Origin of the sequence: Candidatus Erwinia haradaeae, assembly GCF_900698885.1 — a bacterium.
Taxonomy (GTDB): Bacteria; Pseudomonadota; Gammaproteobacteria; order Enterobacterales; family Enterobacteriaceae; genus Erwinia_E; species Erwinia_E haradaeae_H.
In genome coordinates, this window is the sequence record NZ_LR217705.1 from 503,670 (window position 1) to 519,671 (window position 16,002).

Annotated in this window: 9 protein-coding genes, 5 tRNA genes and 1 pseudogene; 3 read left to right on the forward strand and 12 right to left on the reverse strand. The window is 29.1% G+C overall.

What is annotated here, in order from left to right; translation table 11 throughout:
• The first annotated feature begins 559 nt into the window (after positions 1-559).
• Together murB and ERCISPPS3390_RS01570 are read left to right on the forward strand one after the other, a co-directional pair.
• Complete coding sequence (gene murB / locus ERCISPPS3390_RS01565) at positions 560-1,600, forward strand: UDP-N-acetylmuramate dehydrogenase (RefSeq protein WP_197095104.1); 1,041 nt, start codon at positions 560-562, stop codon at positions 1,598-1,600.
• On the forward strand, positions 1,597-2,454 hold the full coding sequence (locus ERCISPPS3390_RS01570; protein ID WP_197095105.1) for a biotin--[acetyl-CoA-carboxylase] ligase: 858 nt from the start codon (positions 1,597-1,599) through the stop codon (positions 2,452-2,454). The genes murB and ERCISPPS3390_RS01570 overlap by 4 nt, the downstream gene beginning before the upstream one ends.
• A 2,911-nt stretch (positions 2,455-5,365) precedes the next feature.
• On the opposite strand, the pseudogene ERCISPPS3390_RS01575 reads toward ERCISPPS3390_RS01570, so the two are convergent.
• Positions 5,366-6,369, reverse strand: a pseudogene (locus ERCISPPS3390_RS01575) (rod shape-determining protein).
• A gap of 1,234 nt (positions 6,370-7,603) precedes the next feature.
• Here ERCISPPS3390_RS01575 and ERCISPPS3390_RS01580 point away from each other — a divergent pair.
• A tRNA-Val gene (locus tag ERCISPPS3390_RS01580) sits at positions 7,604-7,680 on the forward strand.
• Positions 7,681-7,987: 307 nt separating this feature from the next.
• Here ERCISPPS3390_RS01580 and ERCISPPS3390_RS01585 read toward each other — a convergent pair.
• The 11 genes from ERCISPPS3390_RS01585 to purK all read right to left on the reverse strand — a co-directional run bounded on the left by ERCISPPS3390_RS01585 (position 7,988) and on the right by purK (position 16,000).
• Positions 7,988-8,782, reverse strand: coding sequence for a TatD family hydrolase (locus ERCISPPS3390_RS01585; RefSeq protein ID WP_197095106.1), 795 nt, complete (start codon positions 8,780-8,782; stop codon positions 7,988-7,990).
• 342 nt (positions 8,783-9,124) lie between these two features.
• Positions 9,125-9,817, reverse strand: coding sequence for a 5'-methylthioadenosine/S-adenosylhomocysteine nucleosidase (mtnN, locus tag ERCISPPS3390_RS01590; RefSeq protein WP_197095107.1), 693 nt, complete (start codon positions 9,815-9,817; stop codon positions 9,125-9,127).
• A 216-nt stretch (positions 9,818-10,033) separates the two neighbouring features.
• Positions 10,034-10,110 (reverse strand) — tRNA-Pro (locus ERCISPPS3390_RS01595).
• A gap of 55 nt (positions 10,111-10,165) precedes the next feature.
• Positions 10,166-10,252 (reverse strand) — tRNA-Leu (locus tag ERCISPPS3390_RS01600).
• A 14-nt stretch (positions 10,253-10,266) separates the two neighbouring features.
• A tRNA-His gene (locus ERCISPPS3390_RS01605) sits at positions 10,267-10,342 on the reverse strand.
• Between the two features lie 78 nt (positions 10,343-10,420).
• Positions 10,421-10,497, reverse strand: a tRNA-Arg gene (locus tag ERCISPPS3390_RS01610).
• Between the two features lie 180 nt (positions 10,498-10,677).
• Positions 10,678-10,950: a cell division topological specificity factor MinE gene (gene minE / locus ERCISPPS3390_RS01615; RefSeq protein WP_197095108.1), complete on the reverse strand. Its 273-nt coding sequence runs from the start codon at positions 10,948-10,950 to the stop codon at positions 10,678-10,680.
• A 3-nt stretch (positions 10,951-10,953) separates the two neighbouring features.
• Positions 10,954-11,766 (reverse strand): septum site-determining protein MinD, encoded by an 813-nt coding sequence (gene minD / locus ERCISPPS3390_RS01620; protein WP_197095109.1) that lies wholly within the window; start codon positions 11,764-11,766, stop codon positions 10,954-10,956.
• A 47-nt stretch (positions 11,767-11,813) separates the two neighbouring features.
• Entirely contained in the window at positions 11,814-12,494 is a 681-nt protein-coding gene (gene minC, locus ERCISPPS3390_RS01625; protein WP_197095110.1) for a septum site-determining protein MinC, read from the reverse strand.
• Positions 12,495-13,289: 795 nt separating this feature from the next.
• The gene (gene erpA / locus ERCISPPS3390_RS01630; RefSeq protein WP_197095397.1) at positions 13,290-13,634 is read right to left on the reverse strand and encodes an iron-sulfur cluster insertion protein ErpA; all 345 of its coding nucleotides are present in this window, start codon (positions 13,632-13,634) and stop codon (positions 13,290-13,292) included.
• Between the two features lie 1,295 nt (positions 13,635-14,929).
• On the reverse strand, positions 14,930-16,000 hold the full coding sequence (gene purK / locus ERCISPPS3390_RS01635) for a 5-(carboxyamino)imidazole ribonucleotide synthase (RefSeq protein WP_197095111.1): 1,071 nt from the start codon (positions 15,998-16,000) through the stop codon (positions 14,930-14,932).
• Positions 16,001-16,002 lie beyond the last annotated feature (2 nt).

The following is a 16,002-nucleotide window of genomic DNA, read 5'->3' on the forward strand; positions in this document are numbered from 1 at the left end:
AAGAGTAATTACTAAATAATATCTATGTTGTCTTGAAATAGGTTTCTTAATGTATTTAATTAGATTGTTTAATATTATTGTTTGTTTTTGTAAAATAATCTGACACAAACGTAGATATTTTTAGAAACATCCGTGTATTTACTTCTGATATATTATAATTATCTTTTGTTAATATTTTGCTTCTAGTAATTGTAGGATGGAAAAATTATAAGATAGGATTTTTCCTATATCAGAAGCTTTTCTTAAGATGATCGATGAGAACTAGCGTGTTACATAGTAATAATATTTTTTCTATACAAAATATTTGAAAATTTTATATATTTATGTTTGTTTGTATGTGTATAACAAATATTGATATCTTTAATGTAGGCACTGTGATGTATAACAAAAAATGTAATTAATTAATCCTTATATTATTAGTGATATTATATACAGTATATTGCTAATACAGTAATATTACTAATATATTGTTACAAGTTAATTATCTTGAAAAGAATAGCGTTATCACTTTTTTTAAAAGCGCATTTTCTCTATTAGTTTAATTACAGAAAGGTTTGGCATGTTTTTTCAAAGAGCTTCACTAAAACCCTGGAATACATTTGGTATTGATGTTTATGCTAATCACGTGACTATTGTGCATAACGTAAGTTCTTTCTTTTGTAATAGTCGGGACAATAACATTAGACAAAATGAACCTGTATTGCTTTTAGGTGAAGGGAGTAATGTGCTTTTTTTACAAGATTTTCAGGGAAAAGTTTTCATTAACCGTATAAAAGGTATCCGTTTTACAGAAACAACTCATACATGGTTGCTGCATGTAGGGGCTGGAGAAAACTGGCACCAGTTAGTTAAAACAACATTATATAAAGGTTTAGCTGGGTTAGAAAATTTAGCACTGATTCCCGGTTGTGTAGGTTCGGCTCCAATTCAAAATATCGGCGCCTATGGTGTTGAATTAAAACAAGTTTGTGAGTATGTAGATATTATTTTTTTAAATGACGGATCACATCAACGACTTAAAGCTACTGAGTGCTGTTTTGGATATCGTGACAGTGTTTTTAAGCATCGCTACAAAAATCATTATGCTATTACTGCTGTTGGTTTTAAATTAATAAAACAGTGGCAGCCTGTATTAAGTTATGGTGCATTAAAAATGCTTAACCCGAAAACAGTTACACCGATGCAGGTTTTTCATGCTGTTTGTAAAATACGCCGCAGTAAGATACCTAATCCAAAATACCTTGGTAATGCTGGTAGTTTTTTTAAAAATCCTCTAGTGACATCGCCGACTGCATTTGATTTATTAACACTATATCCAAAAATACCATACCACTTAAGAAGTAATGGCGATGTAGTTTTATCAGCCGCTGGATTAATTGATCAATGTGAACTCAAAGGGTATCGCATTGGTGGTGCAGCTGTTCATGATCAACAAGCGCTAGTTCTCATTAATACTGGCGCTGCCAGTAGTCAAGATATCGTAAATTTAGCTCGTATTATTCGCCGACGTGTAGGGGAAAAATTTAATATTTGGTTAGAGCCAGAGGTTTGTTTCATCTCTGCTCAAGGAAAAATAGATTCTGTAGAGGTGATTGCATGAAAGATTGCACTTTACGAATCAAGCTAATTAAAATTTTATCAGATGGTAAAGTGTACTCAAAAATCCAGCTTGCCTATTATATGGGTATAAGCTGCTCGGAGGTTCCTTATCTTATATCAATGTTAAGAGAATGGAATATTAATATTTGTATATTAGATAATGAGTATTATAGATTTGCATGCTCAATGCAACTTTTAAATGAACAAAAAATTAATAAAGAGTTACTGGGTGCTCGTTTATCAGTCATACCGGTTATTAACTCAACTAATCAATATTTATTGGATACTGTATCTGATTTAAAATCAGGTGATACTTGTGCAGCTGAATATCAAAAGAATGGTCGAGGAAAACACGGAGCGCAATGGTTTTCACCTTTTGGATCTAATTTATATTTTTCAATGTACTGGCGTTTAGATCAGAGTTTAATGGTACCTACAATAGGTTTAAGTCGATTGATTAGCATTGTTATCGCAAAGATTCTTAAGCAAAAAGGTGTTTTAGATATTAAGGTAAAATGGCCTAATGATATTTATTTGTATGATCGTAAATTAGCTGGGATTTTAGTAGAAACTAAAACTAAAACTGAAAATGTATTAGATGTAGTAATAGGTGCTGGTATTAATTTGTCAATGAAAAAACTAGCAAATAGCATTTTAATTGCAAATAGTTGGATAGATTTACAAGAAACAGGAATGTCTATAGATAAAAATTCCTTATTAGTGAGTATTCTGAATATAATGTATATAGCGTTAACAAAATTTGAGCGATATGGGATGACTATAGGTCATGAATCTACTGTGTATATGGATAATTTTATTAATGATTTTCTAGCGCATACTAAAATTGATCACTAGATGCATGATGCATAATATTATCTACCGATTACATAAAATAAGTTAGATAAAAATATTGTTATTTAACTTTAGCGAAATCATATAGATATTTTACGGGAAGCTTTAGACTGAATTTTGTTTAGCTCTTTATTTAAAACAGAACTTAGGGCTTTGATAACTATCTTATACGTTACATATTAAAAATTTAGTTTATATAAAAGAATAAAGAAGTGACTAATAAAATTTTTATTTTGTGTTGAATGCCGTGTTCCTATATATATAATATAGAGTCTTTTGTCTTTATTTACATCAAGGATTATTTTTGCTTTTCTATAGTATTTAAATTTTCATTTTTACTAATTATTTTATTATTAAACTGATCATGTTACTTAAAAGTGTTTGATATATTGTATGCTACATATACCTTTTAGTTATCATACCCCAATATAACAAGAAGATGCATAATTAATATATGGAAAATAAAAATAATTTCATGATTATCATTTACAGAATTTTATTTATAATAAACTTTTTTCGAAAATATATAGGTTTTAATAAATAAACTGATACTGACGTATCTGGATTAGAATCAGATCGTCGTTGATTATCCCTATTTTAGAATAATTTTTATAAGAAAATTAAAAATGCAAACTTAATTATTATATCCAGATGTGAATATACGATAAAGCATAAAATAATTGAAATTGCATGTTGTCACATAAATCATAATCAATGATTGTGATTTATAATCATTGGTGTTTAGTATTTTACATAATAATAAAATGGATTATTTATCCATTACTTGTGAATACAATTAAGTATAATATTGTGAAGTATTTATTTATATATTCTTAATATAACTGTATATATGAGACATACTTGTTCATTTACTCTGAAAAACATTAGTGTTAGTTGAAAACTATCATTATAAATTATAATTATAATTATAATTTATAAAATAAGACTTATAGGATTATAGTGGCGAAAGCTAATAATAAAATACTTTTATTATTTAAAGAACAGAAAAAACATAATCGATTTTTCTTATAAGAAAGCAAAACCATGGCCAAACTATACCATTTATTAGGTCACTCTAAATACATTCTAAAAATGCTAGACAAATTTTAAAAACTCTATTGAAAAAATTTTGTATATCCATAGTTCAGGTAATCGTCATCACTAATATGGATTTTTGATATAGTTTTATGTTTTAAATTGATAAAAAATTTAAGTCATTATATAGGTTATTATGCTTTAAGCTTAAGATCGGACTCCGAGACTGGATCTGTAAAGAGTATTGATTTAAAATCATCGCAAATCCTATTTCAACATTAATTCGGTATGGAAGTAATACAATTCGTTTAATTATCATCAATAATAACCATGATGGTTAAAATAACAATCAGTTCTTATGTCAAGGAAAAATCTGTAATAATATGGCGGAAAAAAGACAGAAAGATTACTATATAGCCAGGACTTTAATAGTATTACAAGATAGACCTCTTCTGTTTGACTTATCTTACAACTGAAATATTTGTAATATTTTTTATAATTTTCATATTTAAGATATTTTTTCTTTATCTGAAGCTATGACATATGCTATCGCTTCGTTTTTTTATTTATTGTGTAGATATCAAGAGCCTCAAATATCTGCAGTGATTGTGATAAGTTATATTTTATATATTTTAAGATGTTATATTATGACTTTTTGGAGAGCAATAAAAGATACTGTAAATATTCCAGCTTTAAGAGTGAATGTGTGAAAAAATTGTAGAAGAATAATTCTATCTTCTACAACAGAAAATACTAAGGTGACGGGATACATTTCAGGAAAGCGATCAGCTATGCAATATGTTACTACTATACCAACACACTGGATATCAGATATAATTTTGAAAAATGCTTTATTTGAAGATTTTGTTCAGTAGCTATCACCAGAAGAAATGGCGTAAAATCTATTACGCAATACTTTAACAAGTATTATGTTTAATGGATCGCGTAGATTAACATAACTTAATTATTTTAGCTGACTAATAAGCTAAGACTTTCCTAATATCTCCCTGCTTATTGATTACTACCTGCTCTTCATGCGCATTATTTATACTGTCTTTGTTAATTCTTATTTAATTACTACAAGGGTCAATAGTAGTCGAAAGAATTCTAATTAACATCTTATTCGCGTTCTGGATCGGATAAGATTTGAAAAGTTTCTTTAGGCATAATATTTTCTTTTATTTGATCAAGCATTAAGAAATATGACTTAATATCAATAATTTGATATTATATAGCTTGATTCTCTAAGTATAACTTTTTGTGAGATGTTAAGACTAAAGAAATCCAATCTAAAATTTTTTTAGGCTATTTTTTAAAAAATATAATGGATTCACTGCAATATCCATATAGATATAGACTTTTAAAAAAAAATTAAGTTATGATCAGATATAATAATTATTATTATTCTATAATAATAGAAAGTAAGAACTCTAATTTTAGAGACGGATTTTTAGTGAACATTGGTTTATAAATTCAGAACGTCCTTGATCAGTATTATATTCAATGTTTTAGAGTGCTCAAAAAAAGATATATTTTAGTATATATTAATAATAATCAAGAAATAAGATTTTATATATTATATATGACCTTCCTGTGTTAGAATAATCAGGAGAGCATTCTATTAAAAATTAGTTGTTATAATTATACTTTGTCTTATTTAAATCAAAAAGATATGCTTATTTCTTGTGTATTATAAAGCTCGTTAAATAGTATAAATTCTTATTAATTCTTAACTTTTTAAAAATACTCAATATTAATATTTTTGAAAATTATCTATTTAATGACACATAGTTCTCTATATCATACCAATATGAAGAGGTTTTTAGTTACACCGCTATAATCACTTATAGTGGTTTAAATCTGTGTTGGTATATTAATATTAACTAAATAAGTCTCCGCTATAAATATTAATAATTTTTAAAGTTTTTAAGGCACCCGTACTACATAAGCTAGCAGATTTTCTGAAATTATTATTGGAATTCTAGTTGCCTTTATTAACAAGTAATTAAAGTTACACAAATAAAAATCTCCACCAGTTAGAGGACCACGCCTTATTCAGAAATGTAAAATGCTAGTTTAGCTGAGTACTGTTCTAGGGAAATCATAATGAAGCTAACAATATCAATTAACGGATTTTGCATGGCTTCTAAAATCTCTCGAGAGCGTAAAGTGAAATTATCTGAAATATCTCAGCTAGATTTCGTCCACGCACTGCAATTTCTAATGCACTATCTCCTGGGCAGGCTTAGCCAATGCAGTGCTTAATAGGTTCTGCAATAGCTTAGTCAATTAAGGAACCATAATGACATCTAAAATAGTTAATTATCGTTTGATCAAATTAATCATCACCAATACGAACAGAAGAGGAATATACCACACCATTCAGTGAGATGACTGTGTAACTTTAGCAGCCCCTCATTGGTATCAATTACCATAAAGCTAGTTGTCTCGGAAACTGCTAGTCCTGCACCAATAGCCCCCGATGATATGGGCTTTTCCATCAAGAGCGCCTCGCGTGCATTAGAGCCTTAGGTATATAGATTCACGAATTGTGCATGATGCTTTATCTGCTTTGCTCCTGCTGGAACGCAGACAAGCGCTTTTTGGATAGAGCGTAAAAACTGTTACTATATACTTTTTTAATAAAATATTAGAAAATTGTTTTTTTGGTAATAAAAAAATTAACATTACTTTATCTTTTATGAGGCGAATAACGCTGATATTACTAGGAGTGTAATTTAATATTTTTCGTCATAACTAATTACTTACCATGCTTTTAGGTGATCCAGCGCAATTATGACGAATAGTAACGACAGAAGATTTATTAAGTCAAATTCCTTCTTTCTTTATGTATAGTAGAATATTAACAGTAACCAAATTAATGGATAAATTATTAGAAAATGTGCCATGAAATTTTTGAGCATACGATAAGGATTCTCCTTTAAACTAAAGGTAAAATCTAACTCAATCGTATTGAGCTAGGTTTTTGAATAAGCTTTTAGCTGACATAAACTAATCTTTACGATAAGATTTTTCTTATATTAGAAGTAAATTCTATCCCTTGATAAGTGACGATTTATGTAAAAATTTATACTCTAGTAGTATTAGTTGGTTAATTGAAATTATGGTAGAATATTTTATTAATTAGATGTCATCAAGTTAAAAAAGTGTCAATAATTCTGATTTAATAAAAATTACATACGATGTAACTATTGTATTAATAGATAGAGATATCATAGCATGGTGTTTTAGTGTTATTCCAAGGGCTGTAGTTTGATTGTATTGAATCAAAGAATATTGGTATTATACAAAAAAATTTTTTATAGAATTAAAAATCTAGAATAATCATGAAGATCTATGTTCTATATATTATATTGAAAATTTTAGTTTGAAATATAGTTAGGTAGATAGCGTATATTATATATAATATATTGTGTGTGAATATAATGCATATTACTTTAATATCATCAACATAGATGAGTTGTTTTCTGTAAACTACAGTAGGATACATTTTAGGATAGATGGTTTGTGTAGATGTATTATTTTCTATTCCGCTCAAGAGTTTTATGTAATGAGGATTTTTGTATAAAATTTTTCTATACAAGCAATTTATATAAACGATTAATAATTGATTATAAATTTTTACTGTAATTAGAAGATACTTATAAAGTATATTGTTTAAAATTATATCTAAATAAGATTTCCCTTTAATAATCTTATTTAGATACATAGCTTTATCTGAGTTTTTTATTATTTTATTAGGAATAGAATCTTTCTTGCGGTAGTATGATTGATTAATATAACTAATATTAGTAATATGATACATAAAATGAATGATATTTAATATAACTTTAATTAGTTTTAGTTTTTTGGTAAAAATTATATTCCATTATACATATAAAACAAGATCTTAATTTAGTATAAAGTAGTACTTAGGCGTAGAATTAATTCTGTAGATTTTTATAATCTATAAATAATCCGGTATATTTTATAAAAAATATTTATAGTACAATGAATATTGTAGTATTTATCAGATATAATACTTAAGACTAACATGTAACTAACGTTATAATAACGTTATTATGAAAATTTTTTAAGTATGTGATTTTTATTTAATGCGTCCGTAGCTCAGTTGGTTAGAGCACCACCTTGACATGGTGGGGGTCAGTGGTTCGAGTCTGCTCGGACGCACCAAAATAATTATATTAATATATGATACAATCAATAATTTGTATAATAATATTATGTTTTTCATAATTAATGACAGAATTTAATTGGTATCTTTATAACATAGCAGGTATGACTGAGATATACATAGCTTTTTTATATACCAATAAGAGCAGTGCTTGACATGTATAGTGAAAATCAAATATTTTGTGCAAACAAGCACAAAATATTTTAGGTTGAATAAGGTATTAGCTATTCATTTTTAATAATAGTTATTATATAGTAGAAGAATCTTAAGTATTCATTTAAAAATATCATGAAGATTGTAAGTAAATCATCTTATATTCGATGAGAGATTAAATAATTTACGAGCATTGAAAGTTGTTGTATTAGATAAATGTGAGATATTTACGCCACGTAACATAGCAACTTTTTGCATAATATGAGGTAAAAAGCTAGGTTCGTTTCGTCTAGAGGATGGCATAGGGAAAATATCTTTTGGTATTAACCAAGGTGAATCTGTTTCTATTACTAAACGATTAGATGGTATTAGGGGTATTAATTTACATAAGTCTTCCCCTCTTTTTTTATCACATATCCAACCTGTAATGCCAATATAAAAATCATGCTCTAAATAAACCTCCAGTTCTGATTGCGTTCCTGTAAAGCAATGCACTAAAGTTGCTTTGAGACTAGAAATCCAGGGTGCAAGAATGGACATAAAATCTTTATGAGCATTGCGACAGTGTAGAAAGACTGGCATATAAAGCTCTGTTGCTAGCTCAATCTGAGCTTGGAATGCATACCTTTGTTCTTTTTTTGTAGAAAAATTACGATAAAAATCTAGCCCACATTCTCCTATAGCTACAATACGCGGATCAACTGCTAATTTACGCATCTCAGAGTGAATTTTTTTTGACCATGTGCTAGCATAATGAGGGTGAATACCAATCGTAGACCAGAAATATTCTACATCTTTTTCAGCTAGTATAATCGCTTGACGACTATTTAACATAGTCGTTCCAATAATGATCATCCCAGTCACTCCAGCTTCACGTGCGCGTTTTACCACTTTATCATAATCCTTGATAAATTCCTGACTTGTTAAATTAACTCCAATATCAAACATTATTATATCCTGTTTTTAAATATCACATACAAAAATTAATGGTGAATGTATATAATAGAATTAATGATTATTTAACAACATGTTATTCTTGTGTGTTTAGATAGATTGTAGGATAAATAAGTAGATTATATATCTAATTTAGAATTATAATAAAAGATAAGTGTTATGAGGAACTAAAAATTTATATTAATCACTCTTATATTTTCTTGTTATATAGTTAATTAGTTTATTGTAAAATGATATTTATCATAATCTTAACATTATTTTTCTGAATCGTTATATAACAAAAATTAGTTTATAATTGTAGGAAATAATAATAGATATTAAACTTACCATTTTGTATTATATAAGACAAGCTAATATATTTTCAACTACCAATGAGGATTTTTGTGCGGCTTCTTTTAAAAAACGATGAAAGTTGCTAGGTGAGTTTTTATTGGAAAAATCAGAAATAGAACGTATAATAATGAAAGGAATATTAGATTGATGGCATACATGACCAATAGCAGCAGCTTCCATGTCGACTGCAATTGCTTTAGGAAAATAATATCGAATACGTTGAAGTGGCTCGTTTCCTTGAATAAAGGTATCCCCAGTAACTATAATGCCTCGAATCGAAAAAAGACTCAGCTTCTGAATGCAGGATTCTGCTATAGTAATTAAATTATGATCAGCTTGAAATGTAAATGGACAATTTGGAACTTGTCCTAATTGGCAACCATAAGTTGTGACATCTACATCATGATATTGGACTGCACTGGAAATAACAATATCTCCTATTTTCAATTCAGGATGAAGTCCTCCTGCTGAACCAATGTTGATAAGTATATTGATTTTATACAGGTTAATTAGTAATGTAGTGCTTAATGCTGCTAAAACTTTGCCGATACCTGATTTTATAAGAAGAATTTCTACTCCACCTAATAGCCCACTATCAATTTCTGCACCAGATAAATACATCTTGCTTCTTTTTTTTATCTGATCACGAAGTATATTAACTTCTTCTTCCATAGCTCCAATTATTCCAACTTTCATAGCGATGTTTTGCTCCGGCTTATTATTATAATGTGAAGATATCATAAAGATTTTTATATTTTATTTTAACATGAGCACTGATAGGTTTTTTTATTTGGTATCTGTCCGTTAGGTTTCTTTAAAATTACTAAGTTTAATATTAAAGGTAATTTTTATTACCTAGATAATTTTAATTTTCTGTTTTTATAGATATTGTGAATTAATAAATTCATTAATTGGTCGGCGAGAGAGGATTTGAACCTCCGACCCACTGGTCCCAAACCAGTTGCGCTACCAAGCTGCGCTACTCGCCGTGTTATTGATGCTAATAAAGTCATCATCATAGAATAAAATACGATTTAGTTTAGGTGGTGCGAAGAGAGGGACTTGAACCCTCACGTCTTTAAAGACGCTAACACCTGAAGCTAGTGCGTCTACCAATTTCGCCACCTTCGCATCAGATATAAATCTGGGGTGGCCAATGGGATTCGAACCCATGACAACTGGAATCACAATCCAGGACTCTACCAACTGAGCTATAGCCACCAAATAACTGGATTATTTTTAGCCTTACTAGTATATAATGTTTATCTGGTTATCTTAAGTGCTTAAGAATAATTTTGATGGTGCGCCCGACAGGATTTGAACCTGTAACCTTTGCCTCCGGAGGGCAGTGCTCTATCCAATTGAGCTACGAGTGCAAAATATACAAAATAATATTCTACTTGCTAGAAGTTATTTTGTCTACTTTTTTATAAAATTTCGTAATGTAGATTTTTGATAAATAATAAAAATGTTTTCTATTATAAAATATATATATTTTTTCTAGGCATGATGAAAATCAAAATCGCAACAGAAAGCCTAAACATAAGAAATCGTAACTAAAGATTTTTTTTTGTATCTGTTTCAGGAAATGTAATATTTAATTCAAGAATAGAGATATCTTCATATTTTTGATCTAACTTTACATTTAACATATTCGGATTAATTACAAAGTATTTATCAATTACTTTTAATAAGTCTATTTTTAATTGAGGCAAGTAATGTGGTTCGCTCTCTCCTTTTCTTCTCTCTGCTACAATAATTTGCAAACGCTGTTTTGCTATACTAGCGGTATTTTTTTTACGAGATATAAAATAATTGAGAAAGGCCATGGTTTACTCTCCAAACCAGCGCTTTAGAAAACTTTTTTTTTCTTCTGTAATAAATCGAAATGGACGTGATTCTCCAAGTAAGCGAGCAACAGTGTCAGTATATGCCTGGCCTGCATTAGATTTAGGATCAAGTATTACCGACTTACCTTGATTTGAGGCGCGTAATACTGATTTATCTTCAGGAATCACTCCAGTTAATGGAATTCGTAGGATATCTAGAACATCTTCTATACTGAGCATATCACCACAGTTAACTCGTCTTGGGTTGTAGCGTGTTATCAGCAAATGTTCTTTAATTGGTTCTATATTATTTTCTGCTCTCCTAGACTTAGACGAGAGAATGCCGAGGATTCGATCAGAATCACGCACAGAAGATACTTCTGGATTGGTAGTAATGATAGCTTCATCAGCAAAGTATAGCGCCATTAGGGCACCAGTTTCAATGCCAGCTGGCGAGTCGCAGATAATAAAGTCAAAGGCCATATTGTGCAGATCCTCTAGAACTTTTGCTACACCAGAACGACTTAGTACATCTTTATCACGGGTTTGTGAGGCAGGCAAAATAAAAAGATTTTTAGTGTTTTTATCTTTAATTAAAGCTTGATTTAAGGAGATATCACCGTGTATAACGTTTATAAAATCGTATACCACACGTCGCTCGCACCCCATGATTACATCAAGGTTACGTAAACCAATATCAAAATCAATGACTATAATTTTTTTACCTTTCTTCGCTAAACCGGTTGCAATAGCAGCGCTAGATGTAGTTTTTCCTACACCGCCCTTGCCAGACGTAACAACAATTATGCGTGACATATATAAGTTTTCCTTACAATCTTAAAGACAAGGTAACTAAGAGTTGCTTAGTTGAGTTTTTGAATAGTCAAGATACCATCTTGTAGATATAGGCGTGAGGCGCAACCAATAGAATCATTTGGTATCTGTTCCATTATCCAGTAATGACCGGAAATAGATACTAATTCTGCAAATAAACTAGTACAAAAAATCTGACAACTGTCATCTCCACTTGCCCCAGCCAGTGCGCGACCGCGCATCATCCCATAAACATGAATATTACCATCCGCAAGCACTTCCGCTCCCTCGCTGACACTATTAATAACAACTAAATCAGCATTTTCAGCATATACTTGTTGACCAGAGCGCACTGGAGATAAAATGATTCGGGTTTTTGTAGATGACCCAGCAGGAATCACGCTCTCTTTAATAGATGTATGTACTTGAGTAGAATTTAATACAGGAAGACCAGAGCGTATAATAATGTTTTTTAACTGCTCATTTTGACAACCGCTAATACCAACAATAAAAAGACCGGTTGATAAAATGGCCTTTTGTATTTCATGCCAATTTACTTCTTTAGTCAAGATTGAAACATTTACTATCACTGCTGCATTGTTAAAAAAATTAGGAGCACGACTAACTTTCTCCCTAAGTGCTTTTTGTATAGTAGAAGGGTCGGTGTGATGTAAATGCAATACGGGCAATGTAAAACTGCTACCTTTTAAATCAATTGGTAATTGCGACATCTGAACTTTTGCTCTCATCATGATTATAATATAATAATCTTTAATATAAAAGAAATGGCAAATATATTTTGTTGCATCTAATTATGATGGCTAGTATTTATTATAATGTTTAATATTATATAAATATAGACTCGAAAAATAGAAAAGAAAATTTTATAAAATTAACTTTTCTTATGTAGTTTCGTTGATATTTTTTGTTTAATGTGTCTATAATTTTATTATAAAATCATTAATTTTCTTGGTTAACTTTTATTGTTGTATAATCGTTAAGAATTATGTATTAATAAAAATTATAGATAATATTAATTTTATTAATATTAGAGATTTTATGTTCCTTTTATCAAAATTTTATTATGATTTTAGCTAGAATTTTTAAAGGTAATAACATGAGAAAATGTAGGCCTTGTAGTTTTTTTCAAGCTCTAATAATTATGTTTATGTTGTATCCTTAATTAAGACCAGCTATATGGAATAATAAAATAATATTTTGTATTATGCTAATAAATTGACAATCATCTTAATTTATTTAAATTATAGTAATTTCTAATCACAAGCAACAACTCTGTAGTTTTAGGAACTTCATTTTTAAAGGTTTTTATTTTAAATATATTACAAGATTTATAGCCCTGATGTATTCAGTTGAACTCGGTGTATCGTAATGAAATATTTATTACATTATATATTTCTCATAAGAGATTACTATCTAATCAGTAAATTGGATAATTGTAGATAAAATTTCATACGACCATTACGACTATATAGTATGGTATGCTAATATTAGTGTTAATTATGACCTCAGATGTTAAAAGAGGAGCCACAACTACAAGTGATTTTTGCGTTTGGGTTGCTTACTACAAAGCGGGATCCTTCTAGATTCTCTATATAGTCCACTAGACCCCCAATTAGATATTGGAGGCTCATATGGTCAACTATCAATATTACTCCAAATTTTTCCACTATGATATCATTATCATGAACTTTATCATCTAGAGTAAACCCATACTGAAAGCCACTACATCCACCTCCAGTAATATACACGCGTAGTTTTAAATTTGAATTATTTTGATGAAGAAGCAGATCTTTGACTTTATTTGCTGCGGCATCAGAAAAACGCAAAGGTATGACTTGATCATTTATCATTGTTAAATCCAATATTACCTAAGATCTTTGATATTAAAGATAATGACTTTTTATAATAACTTAACCTATAGAATAGTAAAAGCTTAGAGTATTTCTTTGCTAGCTGATATAAGCCTGATGGTTTAGTTGAAAGAATACATCAGAAGGACTGGTTAACTTTATTATGCAATGATCTTTGATATCTTTATCGCATTATATATAATAGATAAGATCTATCTTTTATTATATTTATAACATATTTGATATGATATTATCAATTTCAACTGTTTTTGTCTACGTTACATATACTTATATATCAAGAATGATCGATATCAATTGGTTGATAATAAACTATTAGTTTATTTTATCAGAAAGATATTCAGCATTTTACTTAGATTTTATATTTTACTGAAATTAGTATTTTTTATATTTATCCGTAATACTTTTAGGGGCAAGGTATATATCTTTTTATCAGTTATTTTTTAGATATTGTGGTGTAGAATAATAATGTCAGAATTAATATAGTGTTAGTTTAATAATCGTAAAATGACCTAACGCCATTACAGGTATTGTTCTGTAATTACATTTATTAGAAATGTTTTTAAGATAAAAAGGCATGGCTGTTAATATTTACTTATAACTTGTATCCTAATTTAGGTGTTTAGATATTCAGGTTAAATATTAAACTTTATATTGTTAATTTTTAATATGTTTTTCATATTTATTTTAAAGTGATTATGATTTTTCATAATTTATAGATGTATACATATTACATGTAAGCACAGATATCTTATATGATGATAGAATTTTACGGAACATTAAGATCTTTAATTTAAATACTAGGAGATTGTATTTATTATAAAGATTCGCTTATTAGTAAAAATTCATGATTAAGATCATCTCATGGACAATTAGACAATTAGACAATTGATTAATAGATAGAAAAATGCATAGGAATCAAACTATATCGGTTTTAGTGTTGATGCTTTTTAATTTGCATTTTGTGATGTATCTATCTATGTGCTAGATAGTGTAATTTGCAATATATTAAATATTAATTTTGTACTTTTTAGTAAAAATTGATTTTTCTTATTTCTATCATTTTAAATTAGTTTTGATATAAAAGTTAAATAATAGATTATATAATTTATTGAGTATATTCTAGAATATAGAAAGCAATGGTTGCGAAAATGTTTACTAAAACTGTATATAAAATTTTGAGATAGATATCTCAAAATAGAAAACACTAATGATAAAATTATTATAAGATTAACATATAAATTTCTTCTGATCATAAATTGTGTTTAGATATAAATCTATTTTTGAGATAGTTTATTTTGTGCCCAGATAATATGGTTAGCATATTCTATCGGTAAGGTTGGTAGAAGTGAATTTAGTATTTGGTCAAGTACAACCAGACTAGCATCCACTAGATTAATGTGACCAACTTTACGGTCATGACAAACAGTTTTGTTATACCAATGCAAATGAAGTCGTGGTTCAGAAAGCCACGACATGCGAGAATTAATACCAATAAGATTCAACATAACGGCTGGCATATATGTTATCGGTGTAGGTAAAGGAAGATTAAGAATAGCTCTTAAATGTAATTCAAATTGACTAATGGAGGCAGCATCTTGTGTCCAGTGCCCACTATTATGAACGCGTGCTGATAATTCATTAATGAGTAGACCTTCTGATGACACAAAGCATTCCATAGTCATGACGCCAATATAATCTAATTTATGCATTATCATAGATAACATATGTTCAGCTACATTCTGGTGTTTATTGTTGTTTAATAACACCACACTTGCTCGTAAAATACCGTTCTGATGGAAGTTATGAGTAAGAGGATAAAAAGCTGTATCTCCATTACGAGCTCTAGCACCAATAAGAGATAATTCATTAGAAAAGTTAATTTTTTTTTCTACGATACACTGACCATACATATTTTCTGGTACCGTTTCAGTGTTATCAGGAGATAAATGCCATTGGCCACGTCCATTATAACCACCATTACGACATTTTACAATGACATGCTGATCAAGAGCAGAAAATATTTGAGGCCATTGCGTTTTACAAGACAGTGGTTTCCATGGTGCAGTTGCTAGATTAAGATCGTTTAGTAATTTTTTTTGCCTCAGACGATCAGTTAATACTGGAAAGATATCGCGATTTACAAAATAGATACTTTTAGATAACTTTTGAGTTAACACTGTGTTTGGCCAGCATTCTATTTCCGTAGTAATCACACTATTATTAACTGAGAATATCCGGAGATCGCTATTTAATGCGATGAGATGAACGGTCACACCAAGTGGCTCACCAGCTTGACGTAACATATGACCTAATTGACCATCTCCTAAGACATAAACCAGTTTCATCT